Origin of the sequence: Fervidobacterium sp. 2310opik-2, from assembly GCF_011057735.1 — a bacterium.
Taxonomy (GTDB): domain Bacteria; phylum Thermotogota; class Thermotogae; order Thermotogales; family Fervidobacteriaceae; genus Fervidobacterium; species Fervidobacterium nodosum.
The window spans coordinates 41,275-60,926 of the sequence record NZ_LNGG01000001.1 but is presented as its reverse complement, the minus strand read 5'-3'; the positions used below and the strand labels follow the sequence as shown (position 1 = coordinate 60,926).

The following is a 19,652-nucleotide window of genomic DNA, read 5'->3' as shown; positions in this document are numbered from 1 at the left end:
CAAAAATGTTTTTGAACTTCCTTCAACAATACAACTTAACAAGGGACCAAATATATGCAGCTAAAAAACTAGAAGATTTTATTTATAATTATCTAGATTTTCTAATCATTCAAGGCAGCGCAGGTACAGGTAAAACGTTTTTAATATCTCAGTATGTTAGATATCTCTTCGAAAAAGGAAAAAAATTTGTAATTCTCGCACCAACTGGTAGAGCTGCTAAAATCCTTCACGAAAAATCCGGATTTGAAACTAAGACTATTCACAGTGAAATTTACAGTTTTTCCCATGAGAAAGTAGATTTGGAAAGTGAAATCATCAAAGTATATTTTCGTTTAAAAAAATCACAACATGATAACACAATTTTCATAGTAGATGAAAGCTCGATGATTTCAGACAATAAACAATCAGACGAGGAACTTGTCTTTGGGAGCGGAAAATTGCTTTCCGACTTTATCGAATATGTAAAAAGCGGTGAAAACAACAAAATTATATTTTTCGGAGATGAATACCAACTTCCACCAACAAACTCAGCTTTTTCCCCGGCATTAGATGTTAAAACCCTTCAGGAAAATTTTCATTTAAAGGGCGAAAAGATTTTTCTTAACGAAGTTGTTAGGCAAAGAAACCAAAGTAAAATATTAAATAATGCAAATACAATTAAAAAACATATCGACGATGAAAATTACTTAACTCTAAAGTTTGAGTACGACGGTGACGAATTTGTCAAAACACATGATTTCATAAAGGAATACAACTACTCAAAGCTTGGCGAAGATATCATAATTGTTTCAACAAACAAAAAAGCTTTGGAGTACAATATGGAAATTAGGAAAAAGCTCGGATTCCAAAGCCAAATTGAAGTAGGCGATATATTACTTAATACAAAGAATGTTTACTGCAAAGATAAAGTAGTATTTAACGGCGAATTTTTTAAAGTCGAAAAAGTAATAAACTATGAGGGAAAAGACGCATTTGTTGGAAGAAAAAAGTACGTTTTGGAATTCTACGATTTAGAATTAAAAAATATAAATTCTGGTGAGATTATAGAATCCAAAGTACTTGCGAATTCCTTATTTTCAGAAACCGCAGATATAGATTTGGATTTAAAGAAAGCATTGTTTAGCTTTTGTATAGATGATGTGTGCAAAAAAACAGGTTTATCACAAAAAAATATTACTCAAAATCTAAGTAAATACCTTCAAGATAACCCATACTTAAATGCATTACACGTAAAATATGGTTACGCTATAACTGCACATAAATCTCAAGGTGGAGAATGGGATAGAGCTTTTATAGACCCATATTATTACAATTCTACAAAAACTAAGGAATATTTCAGATGGTTATACACATCGATAACCAGAGCCAAGAAAAAAGTCTATATAAAGGATTTACCAATAAAAATCTTTTCATTTAACAAATTGAAAATTCAAAATGATTTCACTTTAAGAGAAAAAATCAATATTTCATACAATTTGAACTTTAACGATGAAATGTTAAGAGAACTATACACAGCTTTTGAAAGCATAATATCCAAACATTCATTTAACGTATTGGGCATAGAGCATCTCCAATACCAAGAGGTTTATTATATCAAAAGTGGTAATCATTATCTCAAAGTCCAACTATATTACGATAAAAATTATGAACCAACAAGTCTGAAAATTTTGGAAACAACCAACAACGAACAAGCACTAAAAATGTTGAGTATCATCAATTCAGAAGTTCAAAATTCTAATAATTTTAATATTGATAAAAACAATAAAATTAATTCTATTTCTATAAGCAGGTGTATGAAAAAGACTTTAGAAAACGAATGCGTAAAAATCTATATAGACGGAAGCTACGACGAGTTCACGAAAAAATTTGGCGCAGGTTTTGTTGTTGTAAAAGAAAGCAATGAAGAGAAAATAGAAACGTACTGGAGAGGTTTCTCAAACCCAGAACACGTAAAACATCGAAATGTGGCTGGTGAAATATATGCAGCATTGCTGGCATTTGAATATGCGAAAAATGAAAATCTGAAATGCATAGAAATTAACTATGACTACGAAGGTATAGAAAAATGGGCTCTTGGTTTGTGGAAAACAAATACTAGCTTAACAAAATTATACAAAGAAAAGTACGATTACTATTCCACTTTTTTCAGAATAAAATTCAATAAAGTCAAAGCTCACACTGGGGAAAAATACAACGAAATAGCCGATAATTTAGCAAAGAAAGCTGTTAATGAAGAAAAATACCATGTAAAATATGAAATTGATTTATAAAATATAAAAAAGGCTCCGGTAATATCACCGAAGCCTTTTTGATTTTAATATTAGATGCCTATTTTATTGCTCTTGAGTCTCTGTAATCAAAGTTTCAACAGTGTTTGAACCTTCAACGATTTCTTCTGAAAGAATTCCATTTTCGAAGATGATAGATGGTGAAGCTATACCATTGAAATTCGTTCCATACTCTGTTGTATACGCACCTGTCGCAAAGAAGTAAACTATATCTCCAAGTGTTGTGCTCTTTGGAAGCATCGCATCGTAGTACATGACATCAACACTATCACAAGTTGGTCCTGCAAGAACAAATTTTTCGAGTTCTTCGTCTTCTTTTCCGTCAACTGTAATTCTGTATCTTATGTTTTGAATAGTCTCTGTCAAGCCATGGAACACTCCAGCATCTAAATAGAGCCAATTTTCGTCACCTTTTTTACTTCTGAGAATTACTCTGGAAATCATGACTCCCGCATTACCAACCATTGATCTTCCAGGCTCAACGATAACTGTTATATCATTTCCAAGATATTCTTCAACAGCTTCGTTTATAACTTTTGCTATTTTTTTAATTGAAGGTATATCCCTGACGTAGCGAACTGGCATCCCGCCGCCTGTATTTATCATTTTCATTTCTACACCAAATTGCTTAGCTTCTTCAAAAACTATGGAAGCTTCTCTTATTGCTGTTCTCCAGTTCTCTGGATTGTAATTTTGCGAACCAACATGGAAACTCAAACCAATTGGATTAAGTCCTTTTTCTTTCGCGTATCTTACAAGTTCTATAGCGTGATTGACGCTTGTACCAAATTTTCTTGTGAGTGGCCAATCAGCATCGCCTTCCATTCCGTTAGTACTAATTCTTACGTATATGTCAGCGTTAGGAGCAACAAGAGCAATCTTTTCGATTTCCATTTCAGCATCAACTGCGAACATCCTAATACCAACTTCGTAAGCGAACTTTATATCCTCAATTTTCTTTATTGTATTTCCAAAGCTCATTCTCGACGGTTCAACACCAATAGATAAAAGTTTCTCAATTTCACCGCGTGATGCAACATCAAAATGGCTTCCCATATCTCTTAAAAGTTTCACAATCTCAACATGAGAGTTAGATTTCACTGCGTAATAAACCTTACAATTATTTATGTTTTCTATAAGTTGTTTATAGTTGTTTGCTATCACGTTTAAATCCATTACTAAGACTGGTGTTCCGTATTTTTCAGCGATCTGCCTAAGTTTTTCCATCCTTTTTTACCTCCTTTGTAAATTGTCGAACTTATGATAGAATAGAAATGCCAAAATATACATAAAATTCTGTTTAAAATATCTGGTACATATGTTACAATTGTTATAAAATCACATTGGGGGGAGCAGATTTGAGTATTAAAGAACTTTTTTTCATATCTACATGTATTATTGTCGGTTTGATAATGATTATCACAACACAACCTGTTGTATTTAATACAGATATACCTTTACTTGGTATAGCTCTGGCTTTGTTGTTTTTCTCCCAATCTGTTGAAATACCTATAGGAGGATTAGTATTTAATATTAAGAGTTTTAGCATGCTTTACTTATTGCTTTTTATTCGGCCAGAAAGTATACTAATACTGAGTATTATTACTCTACTTGTTTACATAAAAGATTTACGTCGTTTCCTATTCAAGGTCTCTTTCGAAGTATTACAAATTGGATTTGGCACTCTATTGTTTAAAGCATCTCCAAATGATTATCTTAAAATAATATCATTCGCAATCGGCTATATGCTTAGTAATGTTTTGGTGACGATTTTTTACATTAAGTTTTTTGGAAAAACAAATGTAAAAGCTTATATAAGGGCATTTTTGCTTGTATTTGCGTTATCTTTATTCGGTTCAATGATTTTAACAACTATCTACACATTCAGCGAAGTTAAGTTATCCTCACTAATTTTTGTTTCAGTTCTTTATTCTGGATTTTTGATACAACTTTATTACACTGTATTTTCTGAACTTTGGCACAAAGAACTTACATTGGAAAAGGAACAAATAGCAAGAGAGATAGAAAATCTTATGAAATTACCGGAAATTCTCGAGAAAAGTTCAAAAGAAGATATAGACGATGTTTTACAAGATGTTTTAGCTACAACTTGTAAGCTAATAGGATTTGAATACGCATTGCTTAGTATATTTGATTTCAGGAGCGGGAAAGTAACAAGAATATCAAAGTATGGTATAAAAGATGAGGATTTTGAAAAATTAAAACAAAACAGACCTGATATAAAATCGACTTACGTTTTAATGCAACAACGCTTTGATGTCGGTGGTGCTTACTTTATCCCAAACGGAAGTGTTGATTTATCCCAATCATCAATTTACAGACCATCTGAATACTTTAAATTAGAGGTTGAAAATGCTTGGGATCCAAATGATTTATTCATTGTCCCATTGATTTACAAAAACAAAACAATAGGATATATAAGTTTTGATAAACCAACAAATATGCTAAGGCCTTCAAAACGTGAAATTGAACTTGCCAAGTTTTTTGCATGGCAGATAACTAGATTACTATCAGAAAGTAAATATTCCGTTTTCTTCCTTTCCGATTACAAAAAAGAGCAAACATACGCATTTCTTATGGAAGAAATCTCGAAAAATATCGAATTTGGGAAGAGTTTTCTAATAGTTTACGTTGACATTGATAAATTTGAAAAGGTAAATATAACGCATGGTTTTAAAGCTGGGGACGAAATGTTACAAGAACTTAGAAATATTTCTGAGGAAGAAATTAAAAACCTTGGAATTTTTTCACAATTCAACGACGAACTTATAATGCTCTTATGGTCAATGAGCAAATCAGACGGAGTACTAGTTGCCGAGAGAATAATTGAAAAATTCAAGAAAAAATATCCAGATGTCAGTTTAAGTGCTAGCGTTGTTAAGTACCCAACTGATGCACAAACATTTGATGAATTACTTGAAAAAATTAAAGTAGCCTTGACAACAGCCAAAAAATCTGGAGGAGGACGTATTGTAACATTATGAAACGTGTCGCTATTGAATTTGCCTACGACGGAACAGATTTTTTCGGTTATCAGATTCAAAATAATGTGAGAACTGTCCAAGGTGAATTGGAAAAAGCATTAGAAAAGGTCTTTAAAATGCATATAGACACATATGCTGCTGGACGAACGGATACGGGCGTACATGCAAATGGTCAGGTAGTATCGTTTGACTGCCCAAATGACAGACTAATGGAAAATGATATAAAAAATGCAATAAATGCGAATTTACCTGCGGATATTTACGTAAAAAAAGTATGGTTCACACACCCAACTTTTAATCCACGTTACGAAGCAAAAAGAAGAATTTACCATTATTATATAGATACATCCAAATCCAAGAATCTTTTTACAAGACGGTACGTGTGGTGGTTTCCATACGAACTTGATATAAAACAAATGCGAATAGCCGCTAAATATCTAATTGGAGAACACGATTTCATTTCTTTCAGTAAAAAAGGGGAAGATAATACCAAGACCATAAGAACGATAAACAATTTGAGAATAATTGAAATAAAAAATGGGCTAATTCTAATCCGTGTTGAAGGTACATCGTTTTTGAGAGGAATGGTAAGAAGCATTGTAGCAAACCTCGTACGTGTTGGAACTGGAATATGGGAAACTGAAAAAGTAAAGGAGGTGTTAGAATCAAAAGATCGTTCAAAATCAGCTGGTTTAGCTCCTGCGCATGGATTATTCTTATACAAAGTTTTATTTTAGCTAATATGAATTTTAATCCTTTTATACCAAATGAAATAATCGAAAAATTAAACGATGATATAAAAAATGAGATTAATAACTGGAATAAATTAGATGCTATATATATTAAATTTATTAACGTACCATACGAAATCGAAAATTTCATATACAGACAAGTTGCAAAATATGGATTAATACCTATAAATATAAACTATACAGATTGTATATATCATACAACAGAGTCTTCAGACTCTGCCAACCAAATGGTTTTACCGGATTCAACTTCGGTTACATTATCACCTGTGATTTCCAAATATGAAACTATTATATTTTCAACAGATGAATCGCTTATTTCAATTGAGTATGGTAACGATAAATACACTTTACCAATGAATTTGATCTACGAATTTCCTAACACTTTAGCTCAGTTGATTGAAAACGTTATAAAAAACAATATTACTTATGAGAATTTAACTGACACCAAAGATAATGATAATATTTTAAAAACTATCGTCATAGATAAAAAAACAGGTTCTTCTTTTATCACTCAATTTATAGGAATTCCATATTTCATTCAAAATGATAAATTAGAATTATTGCAAGGTAAAGTTATATACAACGCTAAGACAAACTACGTCGAGGCAGTTAACATCGATTTATTGGAAAAAGAGTTGCAAAAAAATGGTGTGGTTGCAATAACATCTGATAGTGTGGTGACAAAAGAATACATATATAATCTAAAGACAAAGTCTCTAACAAAGTTCCAAGCACCTATAGTTTCAATATGGGATAATTATGTACTATACTCAGATGGAAGTATATCTGATTTATCTTTTACTTGGAATACAAAGATTAGTAATTCGCCGTTGGATTATATATTTACTGAAAACAGAATATGCATTCTTGACATCTCAGGCCAAGTGGTTATAATGAATCAGAAAACACGCAGAATACTTTTTTCAAAAACATTTGAAGGAGCTTATTCTCTAAGTTTAGACAAAGATAATTCATTTATTGTTAAAACTACAAATGGATGTTATAAAATATCTGACGATAAAGACGTAAATCTTATAGAAAAAGGAGCCAATGAAACATATGAAGAAAGTTCTAAATTTAATATATTTTACCCCTCTTTATTGGACATTTTTCACACTCCATTTGGCTTTTTCTACAAAGGGAATTTTATAGGTAATGAAATATCTGGATTTTATATAAAAGATAAAACAGCACATGTCATTACGGAAGTGGGAACTTGGAAAATAAAGTTCTAAGACTTGATCAGTTATTAATTTTGAAAGGTTTTGTTGAAAGTAGAACGAAGGCTCAACAAATGATTGAAAACGGGCTTGTACTATTAGATGGCAAAGTATGTACAAAACCATCAAAAAAATGTCATTTTGATTCAAAAATAGCTATTCTTGATGATTTGAAGTATGTTAGCAGAGCAGGATATAAACTTGAAGGTTTATTAAAAGAGTATAAAATAGATGTTAGTGGAAAAATAGCTTGCGATATAGGCAGCTCCACAGGCGGATTTGTAGATTGCCTTCTTCAAAATGGTGTAAAAAAGGTTTATGCTGTTGACGTAAATACAAAACAGTTACATTCAAAGATTGCTTTAGATGATCGTGTTGTAAAAATTGAAAAAAATGCAAGGTATATTTCTAAAAAAGATATAAGCGATAAGCTTAATATAATAACAATTGATGTCTCATTTATATCTATCACAAAATTACTGGAAGGTATTCTTCAATTGTCTGAAAATTACACAAAAATAATATCACTAATAAAACCTCAATTCGAAACAACAAATACGGATAAGGGTATAGTAAAAGATAAAAAAACTCATATTGAAGTCATAAGAAAAATTGTCAAAGCTTTCCGTGATGAAGGCCTATACTGCGAATACTTAACATATTCGAAATTACCAGGTGCTGATGGCAATATAGAATTTTTTGGTGTATTTTCAAAAGAATATATACATTCTATAAGCGAAAGTGATATAATAAGTATCGTAGATACAGCTTGGGAGGAACTAAAATGAAAAGGTCGATAGCTTTTCTAATTATAATAGTCATCATCTGTTATACATTTGCTGATTCAGATATTTTCAACTTTGTACACAAAGATTACGACTTCGTAATCAGGTTGTCTAAAGGCGGTACTTGGTACGAGGAATTAAAAAAAGTTTCATTTTTTTCATTCGTTTTTGATAGGAAAGGATTAGGATTCGAAGACTCGTTTCTTAGAATACTCGAAGATATGAAATACAAAACGGGTGTACAGCCAACAGTTGTTCAAGACGCTCTTTCAAATGATATACTTTTTGCATCAAAAGGAGCGGAGGTAGATTTCACAACATTAATTTCTTTCGATATAAACTACTATCTGGAATTTATAAAAACTATAACCGGAAGCAGCTTCATAGTTTTTGAAACGAAATATCCTGCTCAGCTTGTAAAAGCGTTATCATATTTATTATCTATTAATGTTAAAAATATCCAAAACAATATGTTTCAGCTTGGTGAATCTCTTTTTTGCACTTCTAACGGAAAATACTTAATATTAGCTGGAAGCAAACAGACTTTAGACATGGCGATAAAAACTTATACAACCCCAGAAATGCAACTTTCAAGAACAAATAAAGATTTTGATAGATTAAAAGCGGGGGTATTTTTTATAAGTGGCTTTGCAAAACCAAATACGCTGAAATTGAATTTACCTGGTGGAATAGGAATAGAAGATTCAACAGCAAGTCATTTACTCATTACATCAAGTATCTCAGCTGGCTCTTTTACATTTACAATAGAGCAAAAAAACACGAAACAATACACAAGCTCAAAGAATATAGACACAATTGGTCAATTACCCAAAGTTTGGAATTACTATCTGAGTATACCTTCGTCAAAGTCATCGATAATTATCGGATCTATTGAACAATGGTTTTCAGGCGTAACATCTGAACTTCAGCAACTTACAAATCTGGTAAAGAATCTTTCAAATTCTTCTACAAATACTTACGTCGCTGGTAAACTCGAAGTTGGTGAAATAGTCTTTATATTTGAAAATTACAGTGGGAAAGACTTTGAAACAAATCTCTCGAAACTTGGTGCAAAGTATGATAGTCAGAAGCAAGAATGGGTTATTAATCTTCAGAATTCAAAACTATACGCGTTCAAGTCATCTAATAAAGTTATAGTTGGTACAGTCGATAAAAACAGCTTTGAAAAGTATGAAAAAACTAGCAAAAAATTGAAAGATTTACCAATTTACTATGATTTTTCAAAGATAGAAGCATACGATTTTAAAGCACTTATGGATTTAGGTGATATAATTAAATCCATTATTGGATTTAATATAACTTCCAAGTTACTTTTTTGGCAATATTCAATAGGTTACATAACTTACTATAAATTTGTTGTCTCCTGAAAGGAGGGAGTTAGATGAGTGAGTTTAACGAATACTTGGGAGTATTTATTGACGAATCGAAAGAATATATTCAATTGTTAAATGAATCCTTGCTTGAGCTTGAGAAAAACACAGATGATGTTGAGCAAATCAACAAAGCGTTCAGAGCCTTGCACACATTGAAAGGTATGGCAGGAACCATGGGTTTTGAACACCTTGCAAAGTTGTGCCATAGAATGGAGAATTACCTTGATGCTGTTAGGTCCGGAAAAGTTACTATATCCAGTGACGAGCTTGATTACCTATTTGGTGGTCTTGATTTAATTGAAAAGATGCTCCAAAGTATTGTGAATAAAGGTAATGACGAAATCGAAGAAGATATTTCTCAAATTGTTGAAATATTTGAGAGAATAGCGGCTGGTGAAAAAGTTTCATCAAAAAAAGTTGCTGAAAAAACTACAGAAATAATCAAAGAAGAGATAAAAACTGAGAAAGAAATTGGAAAAGCTAAGATTGGTGAACTCTTCACCCAAGAAGTAATAAAAGATGTTTTAATGGAGGCCGCAAAGAAAAACATCCCAGCTTATCACGTAATTGTAAATCTACAGGAAGGTACTCAATTAAAATCTGCGAGAATGTACATGGTCTTCCATTCTCTGGAAGAAATTGGTATTGAGATTATTAATTCAATACCACCGGTCGAAGATATAGAAAATGAAAATTTTGATCTTACTGTTGAATTGTTATGTGTTGGAAATGTTTCACAAGAAAAAATATACGAAAAAGTAATGAACGTTTCAGAAATAAAAAGCGTTGTCGTAAAACCTTTAAAAATTGAAAAAGAAGAAGAAGAAGAAGGGGAAAAGAAAGTTGAGCAAAAAGAAAAAAACACAGAAGAACAAAAAAAGGTAAAGGTAACTCAAACTGTAAGAGTGGATATTGAAAAATTAGATAATCTAATGAACCTTATGGGTGAACTTGTTATCGCAAGAAGCAGAATTGCTGATATACTTAAAAAATATAATATTAAAGAGGTTGATGAATCTCTAGCACAGTTAAGTAGAATTACATTAGACCTTCAAAACGTTGTTATGAAAGTAAGAATGGTACCTATTGAATTCGTCTTTAACAGATTCCCAAGGATGGTAAGAGACCTTTCAAAGAATTTAGGAAAGGAAATTAACTTTATAATGGAAGGTGAAGAAACAGAGTTAGATAGAACGTTCGTTGAGGTAATAGGTGATCCTCTTGTCCACCTTATTCGTAATGCTATAGACCACGGAATTGAGTCAAAAGAAGAAAGAATTGCTTTAGGTAAACCCCCTGTCGGAACAGTTAAACTTTCCGCAAGGCATGAAGGAAATAATGTAGTTATAGAAGTAGAAGATGATGGTAGAGGTATGAACAAAGAAAAAATAATCAAGAAAGCAATTGAAAAAGGATTAATAACAGAAGAAAAAGCTTTGACATTACCTGATGAAAAAGTTTTTGAATTCATATTTTTACCTGGATTTTCAACAAAAGAACAAGTAAGCGAACTTTCTGGTCGTGGTGTCGGAATGGATGTCGTGAAAAATACAATTGATTCACTAAATGGTACAGTCTCAATAGAAAGTAAACCTGGAAAGGGAACGAAAGTAACAATTAGACTGCCTCTCACACTTGCGATAATACAAGCATTACTCGTTAAGGTTAATAATTACGTTTACGCAATTCCAATATCGATTATAGATAGCACATTAATCATATCTTCGGAAGACATAAAAGTTGTCCAAAACGAAGAAGTAATAGTAATAAGAGGCGAAGTAATTCCTATTATTAAACTTTGGGAAGTATTTGGAATGGAACATGAACAAAATCCACATGAAATGAACGTAGTAGTTGTAAAATCCGGAGCAAGGAAACACGGACTTGCCGTTGATACGTTAATCGGTCAGGAAGACATCGTTATCAAATCACTTGGAAAAGTATTTAGCGACGTAAAAATATTCAGTGGTGGTGCAACGTTGGGTGATGGTAGCATTGCTTTAATACTTGACATCACCAACATAGTTGAGTGAGGTGAGAAAAATGGAAGAAATTAGAGAATTTGAAGTTCTTGTCTTTAAAGCTTTAAATCAAGAAATGGCAATAGACGTTGAAATGGTAGAAATTGTTATAGATAAAACAGATATTACGCCTGTACCAAAAGCAAGAAAAATCATTGAAGGCGTAATTAATCTAAGGGGTAAAATTATTCCTGTTATAAGTTTACCAACTTTGCTCGCAGGAAGTGACAGTAAAGAAAATCAGAAGAAAATAGTAATAGTGAAAATCGAAGACGTGGAGTTTGGACTTATAGTAAATGAAGTTGTTGGGGTTTTAAGAACAAATTCTTCTGAATTGGAAACAAACCTCGGCAAAATAAACACATATGGAAAAAAAGCAAAAGGATTAATAAAAAAAGGCACAAGATTAATTGTTTATTTAAACTTAGAAGAAATATTAAGAGAAATAACTGGTTCGGAGGTGGCGTAAGATGGCAAAAGTCTTGGTTGTTGATGATGCAGCATTTATGAGAATGATGTTGAAAGACATCCTTACAAAAGCTGGTCACGAGGTTGTTGGTGAAGCTGCAAATGGCGTTGAAGCTGTTGAAAAGTACAAAGAACTTAAACCCGACGTAGTAACAATGGACATAACTATGCCGGAAATGAACGGAATAGACGCAATTAAGGAAATTAAAAAATTTGATCCAAACGCGACTGTTATCGTTTGCAGCGCAATGGGTCAACAAGCGATGGTTATTGAGGCAATTCAAGCTGGTGCAAAAGACTTTATTGTAAAACCTTTCCAGGCAGCGAGAGTTATCGAAGCTATACAGAAAGTTTTGAAATAAATTTTACTTGCCGGGGTGACGAAAATAAAGGAATTAATTAATTTCTTCATAGGTCTTTCGTTATTTATAATCCTTATGTTTGTTACATATTGGTTTATTAAAAGAAAGCTCCCCAACGTTGTTGGGGGGCGTTTTGCTAAAGTAATAAGTAGAGTATACATCGATAGAAATACTTACCTTGCTCTCGTAAGAATTTTTAAAGAATATTACGTTATACTTGTTAGTCCCGGAAAAACAGAAGTTATAAAAAAACTTGATACAATTGACGAAGGTGAGTTAGAAGAAGAACCACAAGATTTTAAAAGTATACTGCACAAATATGTGGGTGGTAAAAAGTGAAAAGGTTTTTCACAATACTTTTTCTCATTTTTCTCATTTCATCAATATTTTCACAAGACGAAGTCCCAATTCCTGGAATAAGCATCCAAGTAACTCCCACACAACAACCTCGAGATTTAGTAGCAACTCTTGAAATTTTATTAATTCTAACTGTATTAACATTAGCTCCTAGCATATTAATACTTTTTACATCTTTCACCAGGATAATAATAGTTTTTTCATTTACAAGAAATGCTCTCGGTACAAGACAAGTACCACCTAACCAGGTATTAATAGGTTTGGCTTTGATTCTAACATTCTTCATAATGCAACCTACATGGAATGAAATAAATACCAATGCTTTAACACCTTATATGGACGGAAAAATAACTTACCAAGAATTCTTTTCAAGAACTATGGCTTCCGTAAGAAAATTCATGATAAACGAACTTGTTAATCATCATAACGAAGATAATGTATTTACAATTGCCAACGCTTTGAAACAAAATGTAACAAAAATTGAGGAAGCTCCTGATTCACTTTTAACTGCTGCGTTTGTACTTGGGGAAGTTGAAATAGGTTTTAAAATGGGGATATTAATTTACATACCATTTATCGTAATAGATATGGTCGTTGCAAGTATTCTTCTTTCATTGGGTATGATTATGATTCCTCCAGTTTTAGTATCTTTACCTTTTAAAGTTCTTGTATTTGTACTTGCTAACGGTTGGGAATCGATAATTGTCAGTTTAGTAAAGAGTTTCGCGTATTAAATTATTTAAATTATAAAAATTGTCAGATTGGGTGACCTTGATGACGTTAGAAGTCTTCCTGGATATTGCCAAACATGCCATACAATTATTGTTAACTCTAATAACCCCACCACTACTTGTAAGCTTAGTGGTGGGTATACTTATAAGCATTTTCCAAGCAGCTACACAAATTCATGAGCAAACGCTAACATTTGCTCCAAGAATTATCGTTGTTTTCTTAACGCTTATGTTACTCTTTGGTTGGATGATTGAAAGTATGCTTGAGTTTGTAAAAGATATAATAGAAAAATATATCCCAATGATTTAGCATTTTTTTAGAGGTAAGTATTAAATACTTTCACTATTTCTCTATGGATTTCCTCGATAGTTCTTGTTCCATCTATAATTACAAAGCTTTCATGCTCTTTTGCCATTTTGAGATAACAATTTCTTATCCTTTCCCAGAATTCTTTCCCTTCTTTTTCTATCCTATCTTTGTGCTGGTTTTTCATCCTTTCCATGGCAACATCAACCGGAACATCTATGTAAAATACTATATCTGGATAAGTTTTATCTGTAGCAAAATCATTTAGAATCTTCACGGTCTCGGGCCCAAGTTCTCTCCCACAACCTTGATAAGCTACACTTGAATGTGCAAATCTATCAGCAATTACAATTTTTCCATTTTTCAAAGCAGGTTTTATAACGCTTTCAACTAACTGGGCACGTGATGCCAAAAATAACAACAATTCACTTCTTGCACACATCTCTTGATTTATTAGTAATTCACGTATCCTTTCCCCCAAATGTGTCCCACCTGGTTCTCTAACCTTTATGTACGGTATACCTTTTTCTTCTAAGTAATTAACCAACAAATTTACCTGCGTGCTCTTACCACAACCATCAATTCCCTCAAATGAAACAAACATCAAAATCCCTCCTGATGAATTGGCACAAACTGATTTTAAAAATATTTTATCATGTGGTACAATATATTTAAAGGTTTAAAAATGAATAAAAGTTTGAAAACCTTATGGAATTTTATCAGGAGGGATTTTTATGCGAGTAGCTGTAATAGGTGCCGGTTCTGTAGGAGCGTTAATAGCCCGCGAATTATCTCGTTACGATTTAGAAGTCATTATAATCGAAAAAAACGTAGATGTTGGAATGGGAGTTACAAAAGCAAATTCAGCAATTGTTCATGCCGGATACGATGATGAACCTGGAACAGTACGTTCAAAATTCTGTGTACCGGGTAATAAAATGTACACAGAATTATCAAAAGAATTGGAAATAGACTTAAAAAGAATCGGATCTTTGGTGTTAGCATTCAAGGACGAAGAAGTTAGAACCCTCGAAGAACTTTACAAACGTGGAGAGCAAAATGGTGTAGAAGGTATGGAAATATGGGATAGGGATAAGGTACTTTCTTATGAACCGAATGTTAATCCAGAAGTAATTGCTGCTCTGTGGGCCCCAACAGCCGGTATAACGGAACCTTGGATGGTGGCAATTGCCGCGGTTGAAAATGCTGTTGAAAATGGTGCAAAATTGTTTTTAGAAACAGAGGTACTTGATATCATTACAAAAAATGGGAAAGTTGAAAAAATAATAACAAATAAAGGAGAATTTGAGGTTGATATAATTATAAACGCCGCAGGTTTATATGCTGATGAGATAGCAAAAATGGCAAATGCCGACTATGTGCCACTTCATCCAAGAAAAGGGGAATATATATTACTCGATAAACAAGAATTCAGTGGTTTTGTCAAAAGTGTGCTCTTCCCAACCCCTTCCATTCTTGGAAAAGGAACACTCGTAACCCCAACCGTTGACGGTGGAATTTTAGTTGGACCTACCGCTGTAGATCTTCCTCCAGAGAGAGAATTCAGAGAAGATACGTCAACAACATTTGAAGGTTTTGAATCGCTCATTTCAAAGGCTCTAAAAATGACTCCTCTCATTGATTTTAGAACTTCTATAAAAACATTTGCTGGTCTTAGGCCAGAAAGCCCACAAAAAGATTTTCTCGTTGGAAGAACAAGAATAACCGGATTTTTCAACGCTATGGCAATGCGTTCGCCTGGTTTAACAGCCGCACCAGCGATAGCAAAATTCATGGTCGAAGAAATTCAAGAATCTGTTGGGGAAACGTTTGTTCCAAAATCTGATTTCAATCCAATTAGAAAGAGAATTAAACATTACGCAGATATGCCACTTACATTATGGGATCAGGAAATTAAAAATGATCCACTCACCGGCAAAATGATATGTTTTTGCAATAAGGTAACTGAGAAAGAAATTCTTGAAGCAATAAAAAGAGGTGCAAGTACAATCGATAGCATAAAATTTAGAACACGGGCAATGTTTGGAAGTTGCCAAGGTGGATTTTGTATGCATAGGATAATGAAAATTTTGGCAAGAGAGCTTGGCAAGGATATATCAGAAATAAGACTAAGAAGCGAAAAAAGTGTTGTACTGAATGGGAAGGTGAGACAATGATCGAAAAAGAGGTTGATGTATTAGTCATAGGTGCTGGAGCGGCTGGGCTTGGAGCAGCTATAGGAGCTGCGAGAGAGGGCGTGGATAAAGTAGTTATAGTGGAACGGGATGAACGAAGTGGTGGAATTCTAAATCAATGTATACACAATGGCTTTGGACTTCATTATTTTAGAGAGGAACTTACCGGTCCAGAATACGCAGAGCGTATAAAAAACATAGTAAAACAGTATCCGAATATTGATGTAAAAGTAGAACAATACGTACATGGTATAGATTACAGAAGAAAAGAAGTATCCGTTGTTTCCACTGAAGGAGTAACCATTTACAAACCAAAATCACTTGTCGTAGCAACAGGTGCCCGCGAAAGACCGATGGGTGGAATACTAGTGCCTGGTACCAGACCCGCCGGTGTTTTTACCGCAGGAGTAGCTCAGAGATTTGTAAACCTTGAAAATAGGCTCCCTGGTAAAAAGGCAATAATTGTTGGTTCTGGTGACATTGGATTGATAATGGCAAGAAGATTAACTCTTGAAGGTGTTGAAGTGGTCGCCGTTGTTGAAAGAATGCCATTTCCTGGTGGATTAGAAAGAAACATTAGACAGTGTTTAAAAGATTTCAATATCCCACTATATTTAAGTCACACTGTTGTTGGAATATACGGAAAGGAAAGGCTTGAACGTGTAATAATAGCTCAGCTTGATGAAAATTTCAAACCCATTCCAGGTACGGAGAAAAAATTTGATGTTGATACACTTATTCTATCAGTTGGATTAATTCCACAAAGCACTTTATTTAAAGACTTTCTAAAGATAGATCCTTGGACAAAGGGTATAATGACTTCAAGTTCAGGAAGAACATCACTCAATTGGATATTTGCGGCTGGAAATTGTACAGTCATATACGACCTCGTTGATTGGGTTACGGAGGAAGGCTCAACGTCTGGAAAATTTGCGGCGATGTATGTTAAAAATAATTGGGAACCTGCTAAATTTTCCGTTGAAAAAGGGCAGAATGTAGGTCTACTCTTCCCAACATGGTACGAAGAAGGTACAAACCTTAACATTTACATAAGAGTTAAAAAACCTCTAGAAATAGGAACGATAAGAGTTAAACAGAGAAACAATCTACTTTACAGCAAAAAACACGCAAATTTAATGCCAAGTGAGATGGTAAACATAAGAATTCCTGAGTCAAAAATAGGAGCCGGTGATATCGTTGTGGAGGTGGTAGAATGAAAACCGAAGAAATGGTCTGCGTTATGTGTCCTTTAGGATGTAGACTAACAGTAACTATTGAAGATAACGGTGAAATAATAGTTAGTGGAAATAAATGCCCGAGAGGTATAGAATATGGAAAACAAGAAGTAACAGAGCCTTTAAGGATATTAACTTCAAGCGTATTAGTAAATAATGGTGAACTTCCCCTTGTTTCTGTAAAAACAAACAAGCCAGTACCAAGGAGGTTGATAGGTGAAATTATGGAAATACTTAAAAAAACAGTTGTTGAAGCACCTGTCAAATCTGGTGATATTATCTTAGAAGATGTGCTTGGAACAGGAGCTGATATTGTTGCTACAAGAAATGTTGAACGAATCAAAACAGCATAACATCCACGATGAAAATTGCTCTAATAATATTGAAATTGATTTGAGACTATTTCCAGAACCAAATGTGAATCCTGACGAAATGTCGATCGATTCACTCGCATATTTGGGTGACGCAGTTTTTAACCTCTACGCGAAACTTTATATACTAGCCGATGTGAAAGTTACAGATTTGCACCGTCGCTCAAATAAATATGTTTCAAGGCAGGGACAGAGCAAACTACTGAAGTCTATATCACACTTATTGGACGAGAAAGAAAAAAATGTTGTTCAAAGAGGAATCAACAGTAAAGGAGCTAGAAAACATGGTAATGACCGCCTTTATATGGAAAGTACAGGATTCGAAGCATTAATTGGATATCTTTACCTAACAAATAAAAAACGACTTTCAGAAATTTTAAAATTCGGATTTGAAAGCTTTGAGTAATTCTATTATACCATTCAAGGAGGGAGCAAAATGGGAAGAAGTGTCATTATAGATGGTTCAATTGTCTACACCGATTCGAGCGAAATATTGAGCAATCCTGGTTTCGAAAAGTTATTAAGGGAATATATCGATTTTCTGAAAGAGAAAAATAGCCCCTTGTTAAGAACATTGGAAGCATTCAGAATAGGTGAAGAATACAATGTAAGGCATTTTATTGAGTATCTCCATTTACTCACTCTAAGAGATGTAAAAGAAATAACAACAATCATAAATTACGTTAATCCTGAAGATTTAGCAAAATTTATAGAATCTTTCTATTCTTTTTGGAGAAACAAGCACAGGTTTATGATAAAAAGAGAAAGTTACACAATCGATAACGCACGAAAAACAAGTATAGTATTCACCGCAACTATGATTGCAGAAGAATTCAAAAACCTTGTGAGAAATCTTTACAGAACAATTATGAAAAATATTGAACCAGATAATTCAAACATAGTAAGGCAATTACCAAGTGGTGCTCAAGTAACGTTTTTGGTAGATTCTTTTGACTGTAACGACGAAAGATTTTGTAATTTTTCGAACATTCCAATGGTTTGGGGCGCGATTTTTGACCCACCTGTGATATTTTACACAAGATCAAATAAAAGAAAGGGTGTATTACCTGTTGTTGAGAGAAATGTTCTAAGTGATTTGAAACTTCCAAATAAGGAAAAAGATTGGTATTTAATCCCAATTTTAGTCGCTGATTTACTTATGTTTGTTTATGTAAACAAAGAATTTCTATCACATGCAGCAGGTCTTGGTAATCTCTTCCAGTTTGCAAATATTATGGATCTAAAAAAGAAAGAAGTATCAGGTGCGCTTATATTTGGATTACCTGTCGAAAATATACCAGATTATCAAGAAAAATGGAAAAATGGTGTTATATTTAAAGATCAAGGATTATATATAGGTGTTATTCCGGCATTAGACGAAAATGATTACTTTGGTTATATGAAGAAAACGTTACTAACAATGCATAATTTAATAAGAATAGACCAAGGGAAACTTCCAGTTCACGGTTCCATGGCAAGAATCGTTTTGAAAAACGGTAAAAGCGCCGTTGCGATGTTTGTGGGCGATAGCGGGGCTGGTAAGAGTGAAACATTGGACGCATTAAATAGATTGGAAGAAGTAGCTTATGTGGACGTTATAATAGACGATATGGGGTCTCTAGATATAGTAAATGGAAAGGTTGTCGCTTACGGAACTGAAACTGGTGCATTTGTTAGATTAGATGACTTACCACCGGGATACGCATATTACACGATGGATAGGAGTATCTTTATGAATCCAGACAAAATAAATGCGCGCGTTATTGTTCCATTTAATAACTATAAAGAGGTAATCACACCAACGCCTATAGATTTCTTCTTGTACGCAAACAATTACACAGAAGTCAAAAATGACGAAGACAGAATTGTATTTTTCGATAATTTAGACGATGCAATTCAAGTATTTTCTGCCGGAAAACGTATGTCAAAAGGAACGACTTCGGAAGAAGGCATGACAGAGAGTTATTTTGCAAATCCATTTGGTGCTGTTCAAAGAAAAGAAGAACACCACAAAATAGCAGAAATTTTCTTGAAAAAAATGTTTGAAACAGGAGTAAGAGTTGGTGAAATCAGAACGATGCTCGGTGTAGAAGGATACGAAAAGGAAGGTACTTACTTAGCTGCTAAAGCCCTTTACAAGATAGTAGAAAGGATGTGATAA

The 19,652-nt window shown here is 33.4% G+C and carries 19 protein-coding genes; 17 read left to right on the top strand and 2 right to left on the bottom strand.

The annotated features are described in order from the left end of the window. The first annotated feature begins 5 nt into the window (after positions 1–5). Positions 6–2,270, top strand: a complete 2,265-nt coding sequence (locus AS161_RS00310) for an AAA family ATPase (protein ID WP_164541356.1) — start codon at positions 6–8, stop codon at positions 2,268–2,270. A 63-nt stretch (positions 2,271–2,333) separates the two neighbouring features. On the opposite strand, the gene AS161_RS00305 is transcribed toward AS161_RS00310, so the two are convergent. Then, on the bottom strand, positions 2,334–3,515 hold the full coding sequence (locus AS161_RS00305) for a type III PLP-dependent enzyme (RefSeq protein WP_164541355.1): 1,182 nt from the start codon (positions 3,513–3,515) through the stop codon (positions 2,334–2,336). A 131-nt stretch (positions 3,516–3,646) separates the two neighbouring features. On the opposite strand from AS161_RS00305, the gene AS161_RS00300 reads away from it, so the two are divergent. Genes AS161_RS00300 through fliQ form a run of 11 tightly spaced genes read left to right on the top strand, consistent with a single transcriptional unit; the run spans position 3,647 to position 13,693 of the window. Continuing rightward, complete coding sequence (locus AS161_RS00300; RefSeq protein ID WP_164541354.1) at positions 3,647–5,293, top strand: GGDEF domain-containing protein; 1,647 nt, start codon at positions 3,647–3,649, stop codon at positions 5,291–5,293. Next, a complete protein-coding gene (gene truA, locus AS161_RS00295; protein WP_164541353.1) occupies positions 5,290–6,030 on the top strand; it encodes a tRNA pseudouridine(38-40) synthase TruA in 741 nt (246 codons plus the stop codon). The genes AS161_RS00300 and truA overlap by 4 nt, the downstream gene beginning before the upstream one ends. A gap of 5 nt (positions 6,031–6,035) precedes the next feature. Continuing rightward, on the top strand, positions 6,036–7,280 hold the full coding sequence (locus AS161_RS00290; protein WP_164541352.1) for a hypothetical protein: 1,245 nt from the start codon (positions 6,036–6,038) through the stop codon (positions 7,278–7,280). Continuing rightward, positions 7,262–8,053: a TlyA family RNA methyltransferase gene (locus AS161_RS00285; protein WP_164541351.1), complete on the top strand. Its 792-nt coding sequence runs from the start codon at positions 7,262–7,264 to the stop codon at positions 8,051–8,053. The genes AS161_RS00290 and AS161_RS00285 overlap by 19 nt, the downstream gene beginning before the upstream one ends. Then, the gene (locus AS161_RS00280) at positions 8,050–9,438 is read left to right on the top strand and encodes a hypothetical protein (protein WP_164541350.1); all 1,389 of its coding nucleotides are present in this window, start codon (positions 8,050–8,052) and stop codon (positions 9,436–9,438) included. Before AS161_RS00285 ends, AS161_RS00280 begins: the two co-directional genes overlap by 4 nt. A 14-nt stretch (positions 9,439–9,452) precedes the next feature. Continuing rightward, positions 9,453–11,477, top strand: a complete 2,025-nt coding sequence (locus AS161_RS00275; protein WP_164541349.1) for a chemotaxis protein CheA — start codon at positions 9,453–9,455, stop codon at positions 11,475–11,477. A gap of 10 nt (positions 11,478–11,487) precedes the next feature. Further along, positions 11,488–11,934, top strand: a complete 447-nt coding sequence (locus AS161_RS00270; RefSeq protein ID WP_011993865.1) for a chemotaxis protein CheW — start codon at positions 11,488–11,490, stop codon at positions 11,932–11,934. Position 11,935: 1 nt separating this feature from the next. Further along, entirely contained in the window at positions 11,936–12,295 is a 360-nt protein-coding gene (gene cheY, locus AS161_RS00265) for a chemotaxis protein CheY (protein ID WP_011993866.1), read from the top strand. A gap of 15 nt (positions 12,296–12,310) precedes the next feature. Next, positions 12,311–12,634 (top strand): flagellar biosynthetic protein FliO, encoded by a 324-nt coding sequence (locus AS161_RS00260; protein WP_011993867.1) that lies wholly within the window; start codon positions 12,311–12,313, stop codon positions 12,632–12,634. Further along, entirely contained in the window at positions 12,631–13,386 is a 756-nt protein-coding gene (gene fliP, locus AS161_RS00255) for a flagellar type III secretion system pore protein FliP (RefSeq protein ID WP_011993868.1), read from the top strand. The genes AS161_RS00260 and fliP overlap by 4 nt, the downstream gene beginning before the upstream one ends. Positions 13,387–13,426: 40 nt before the next feature. Then, positions 13,427–13,693, top strand: coding sequence for a flagellar biosynthesis protein FliQ (gene fliQ / locus AS161_RS00250; RefSeq protein WP_164541348.1), 267 nt, complete (start codon positions 13,427–13,429; stop codon positions 13,691–13,693). A 7-nt stretch (positions 13,694–13,700) separates the two neighbouring features. Here fliQ and tmk read toward each other — a convergent pair whose 3' ends face one another. Next, entirely contained in the window at positions 13,701–14,294 is a 594-nt protein-coding gene (gene tmk / locus AS161_RS00245) for a dTMP kinase (protein WP_164541347.1), read from the bottom strand. Between the two features lie 130 nt (positions 14,295–14,424). Between tmk and AS161_RS00240 the strand changes: the two genes are divergently transcribed. Genes AS161_RS00240 through AS161_RS00220 form a run of 5 tightly spaced genes read left to right on the top strand, consistent with a single transcriptional unit; the run spans position 14,425 to position 19,649 of the window. Next, on the top strand, positions 14,425–15,867 hold the full coding sequence (locus AS161_RS00240) for an NAD(P)/FAD-dependent oxidoreductase (protein ID WP_011993871.1): 1,443 nt from the start codon (positions 14,425–14,427) through the stop codon (positions 15,865–15,867). Continuing rightward, complete coding sequence (locus AS161_RS00235) at positions 15,864–17,102, top strand: FAD-dependent oxidoreductase (protein ID WP_011993872.1); 1,239 nt, start codon at positions 15,864–15,866, stop codon at positions 17,100–17,102. The genes AS161_RS00240 and AS161_RS00235 overlap by 4 nt, the downstream gene beginning before the upstream one ends. After that, positions 17,099–17,473 carry a DUF1667 domain-containing protein gene (locus tag AS161_RS00230; protein ID WP_011993873.1) on the top strand — a complete coding sequence of 125 codons (375 nt, stop codon included), beginning with the start codon at positions 17,099–17,101 and terminating at the stop codon, positions 17,471–17,473. Before AS161_RS00235 ends, AS161_RS00230 begins: the two co-directional genes overlap by 4 nt. Then, positions 17,436–17,897: a ribonuclease III domain-containing protein gene (locus AS161_RS00225; RefSeq protein ID WP_238374614.1), complete on the top strand. Its 462-nt coding sequence runs from the start codon at positions 17,436–17,438 to the stop codon at positions 17,895–17,897. Before AS161_RS00230 ends, AS161_RS00225 begins: the two co-directional genes overlap by 38 nt. Positions 17,898–17,927: 30 nt before the next feature. Beyond that, positions 17,928–19,649, top strand: a complete 1,722-nt coding sequence (locus tag AS161_RS00220; protein ID WP_011993875.1) for a hypothetical protein — start codon at positions 17,928–17,930, stop codon at positions 19,647–19,649. Positions 19,650–19,652: the final 3 nt, after the last annotated feature.

Bases quoted from the DNA above. Each gene is read 5' to 3' on its own strand.
- AS161_RS00235 (WP_011993872.1), top strand. From the start codon at position 15,864: ATGATCGAAAAAGAGGTTGATGTATTAGTCATAGGTGCTGGAGCGGCT.
- cheY (WP_011993866.1), top strand. From the start codon at position 11,936: ATGGCAAAAGTCTTGGTTGTTGATGATGCAGCATTTATGAGAATGATG.
- AS161_RS00240 (WP_011993871.1), top strand. From the start codon at position 14,425: ATGCGAGTAGCTGTAATAGGTGCCGGTTCTGTAGGAGCGTTAATAGCC.
- AS161_RS00230 (WP_011993873.1), top strand. From the start codon at position 17,099: ATGAAAACCGAAGAAATGGTCTGCGTTATGTGTCCTTTAGGATGTAGA.
- AS161_RS00220 (WP_011993875.1), top strand. From the start codon at position 17,928: ATGGGAAGAAGTGTCATTATAGATGGTTCAATTGTCTACACCGATTCG.
- AS161_RS00270 (WP_011993865.1), top strand. From the start codon at position 11,488: ATGGAAGAAATTAGAGAATTTGAAGTTCTTGTCTTTAAAGCTTTAAAT.
- AS161_RS00280 (WP_164541350.1), top strand. From the start codon at position 8,050: ATGAAAAGGTCGATAGCTTTTCTAATTATAATAGTCATCATCTGTTAT.
- tmk (WP_164541347.1), bottom strand. From the start codon at position 14,294: ATGTTTGTTTCATTTGAGGGAATTGATGGTTGTGGTAAGAGCACGCAG.
- truA (WP_164541353.1), top strand. From the start codon at position 5,290: ATGAAACGTGTCGCTATTGAATTTGCCTACGACGGAACAGATTTTTTC.
- AS161_RS00305 (WP_164541355.1), bottom strand. From the start codon at position 3,515: ATGGAAAAACTTAGGCAGATCGCTGAAAAATACGGAACACCAGTCTTA.
- fliQ (WP_164541348.1), top strand. From the start codon at position 13,427: ATGACGTTAGAAGTCTTCCTGGATATTGCCAAACATGCCATACAATTA.
- AS161_RS00310 (WP_164541356.1), top strand. From the start codon at position 6: ATGTTTTTGAACTTCCTTCAACAATACAACTTAACAAGGGACCAAATA.
- AS161_RS00275 (WP_164541349.1), top strand. From the start codon at position 9,453: ATGAGTGAGTTTAACGAATACTTGGGAGTATTTATTGACGAATCGAAA.
- AS161_RS00290 (WP_164541352.1), top strand. From the start codon at position 6,036: ATGAATTTTAATCCTTTTATACCAAATGAAATAATCGAAAAATTAAAC.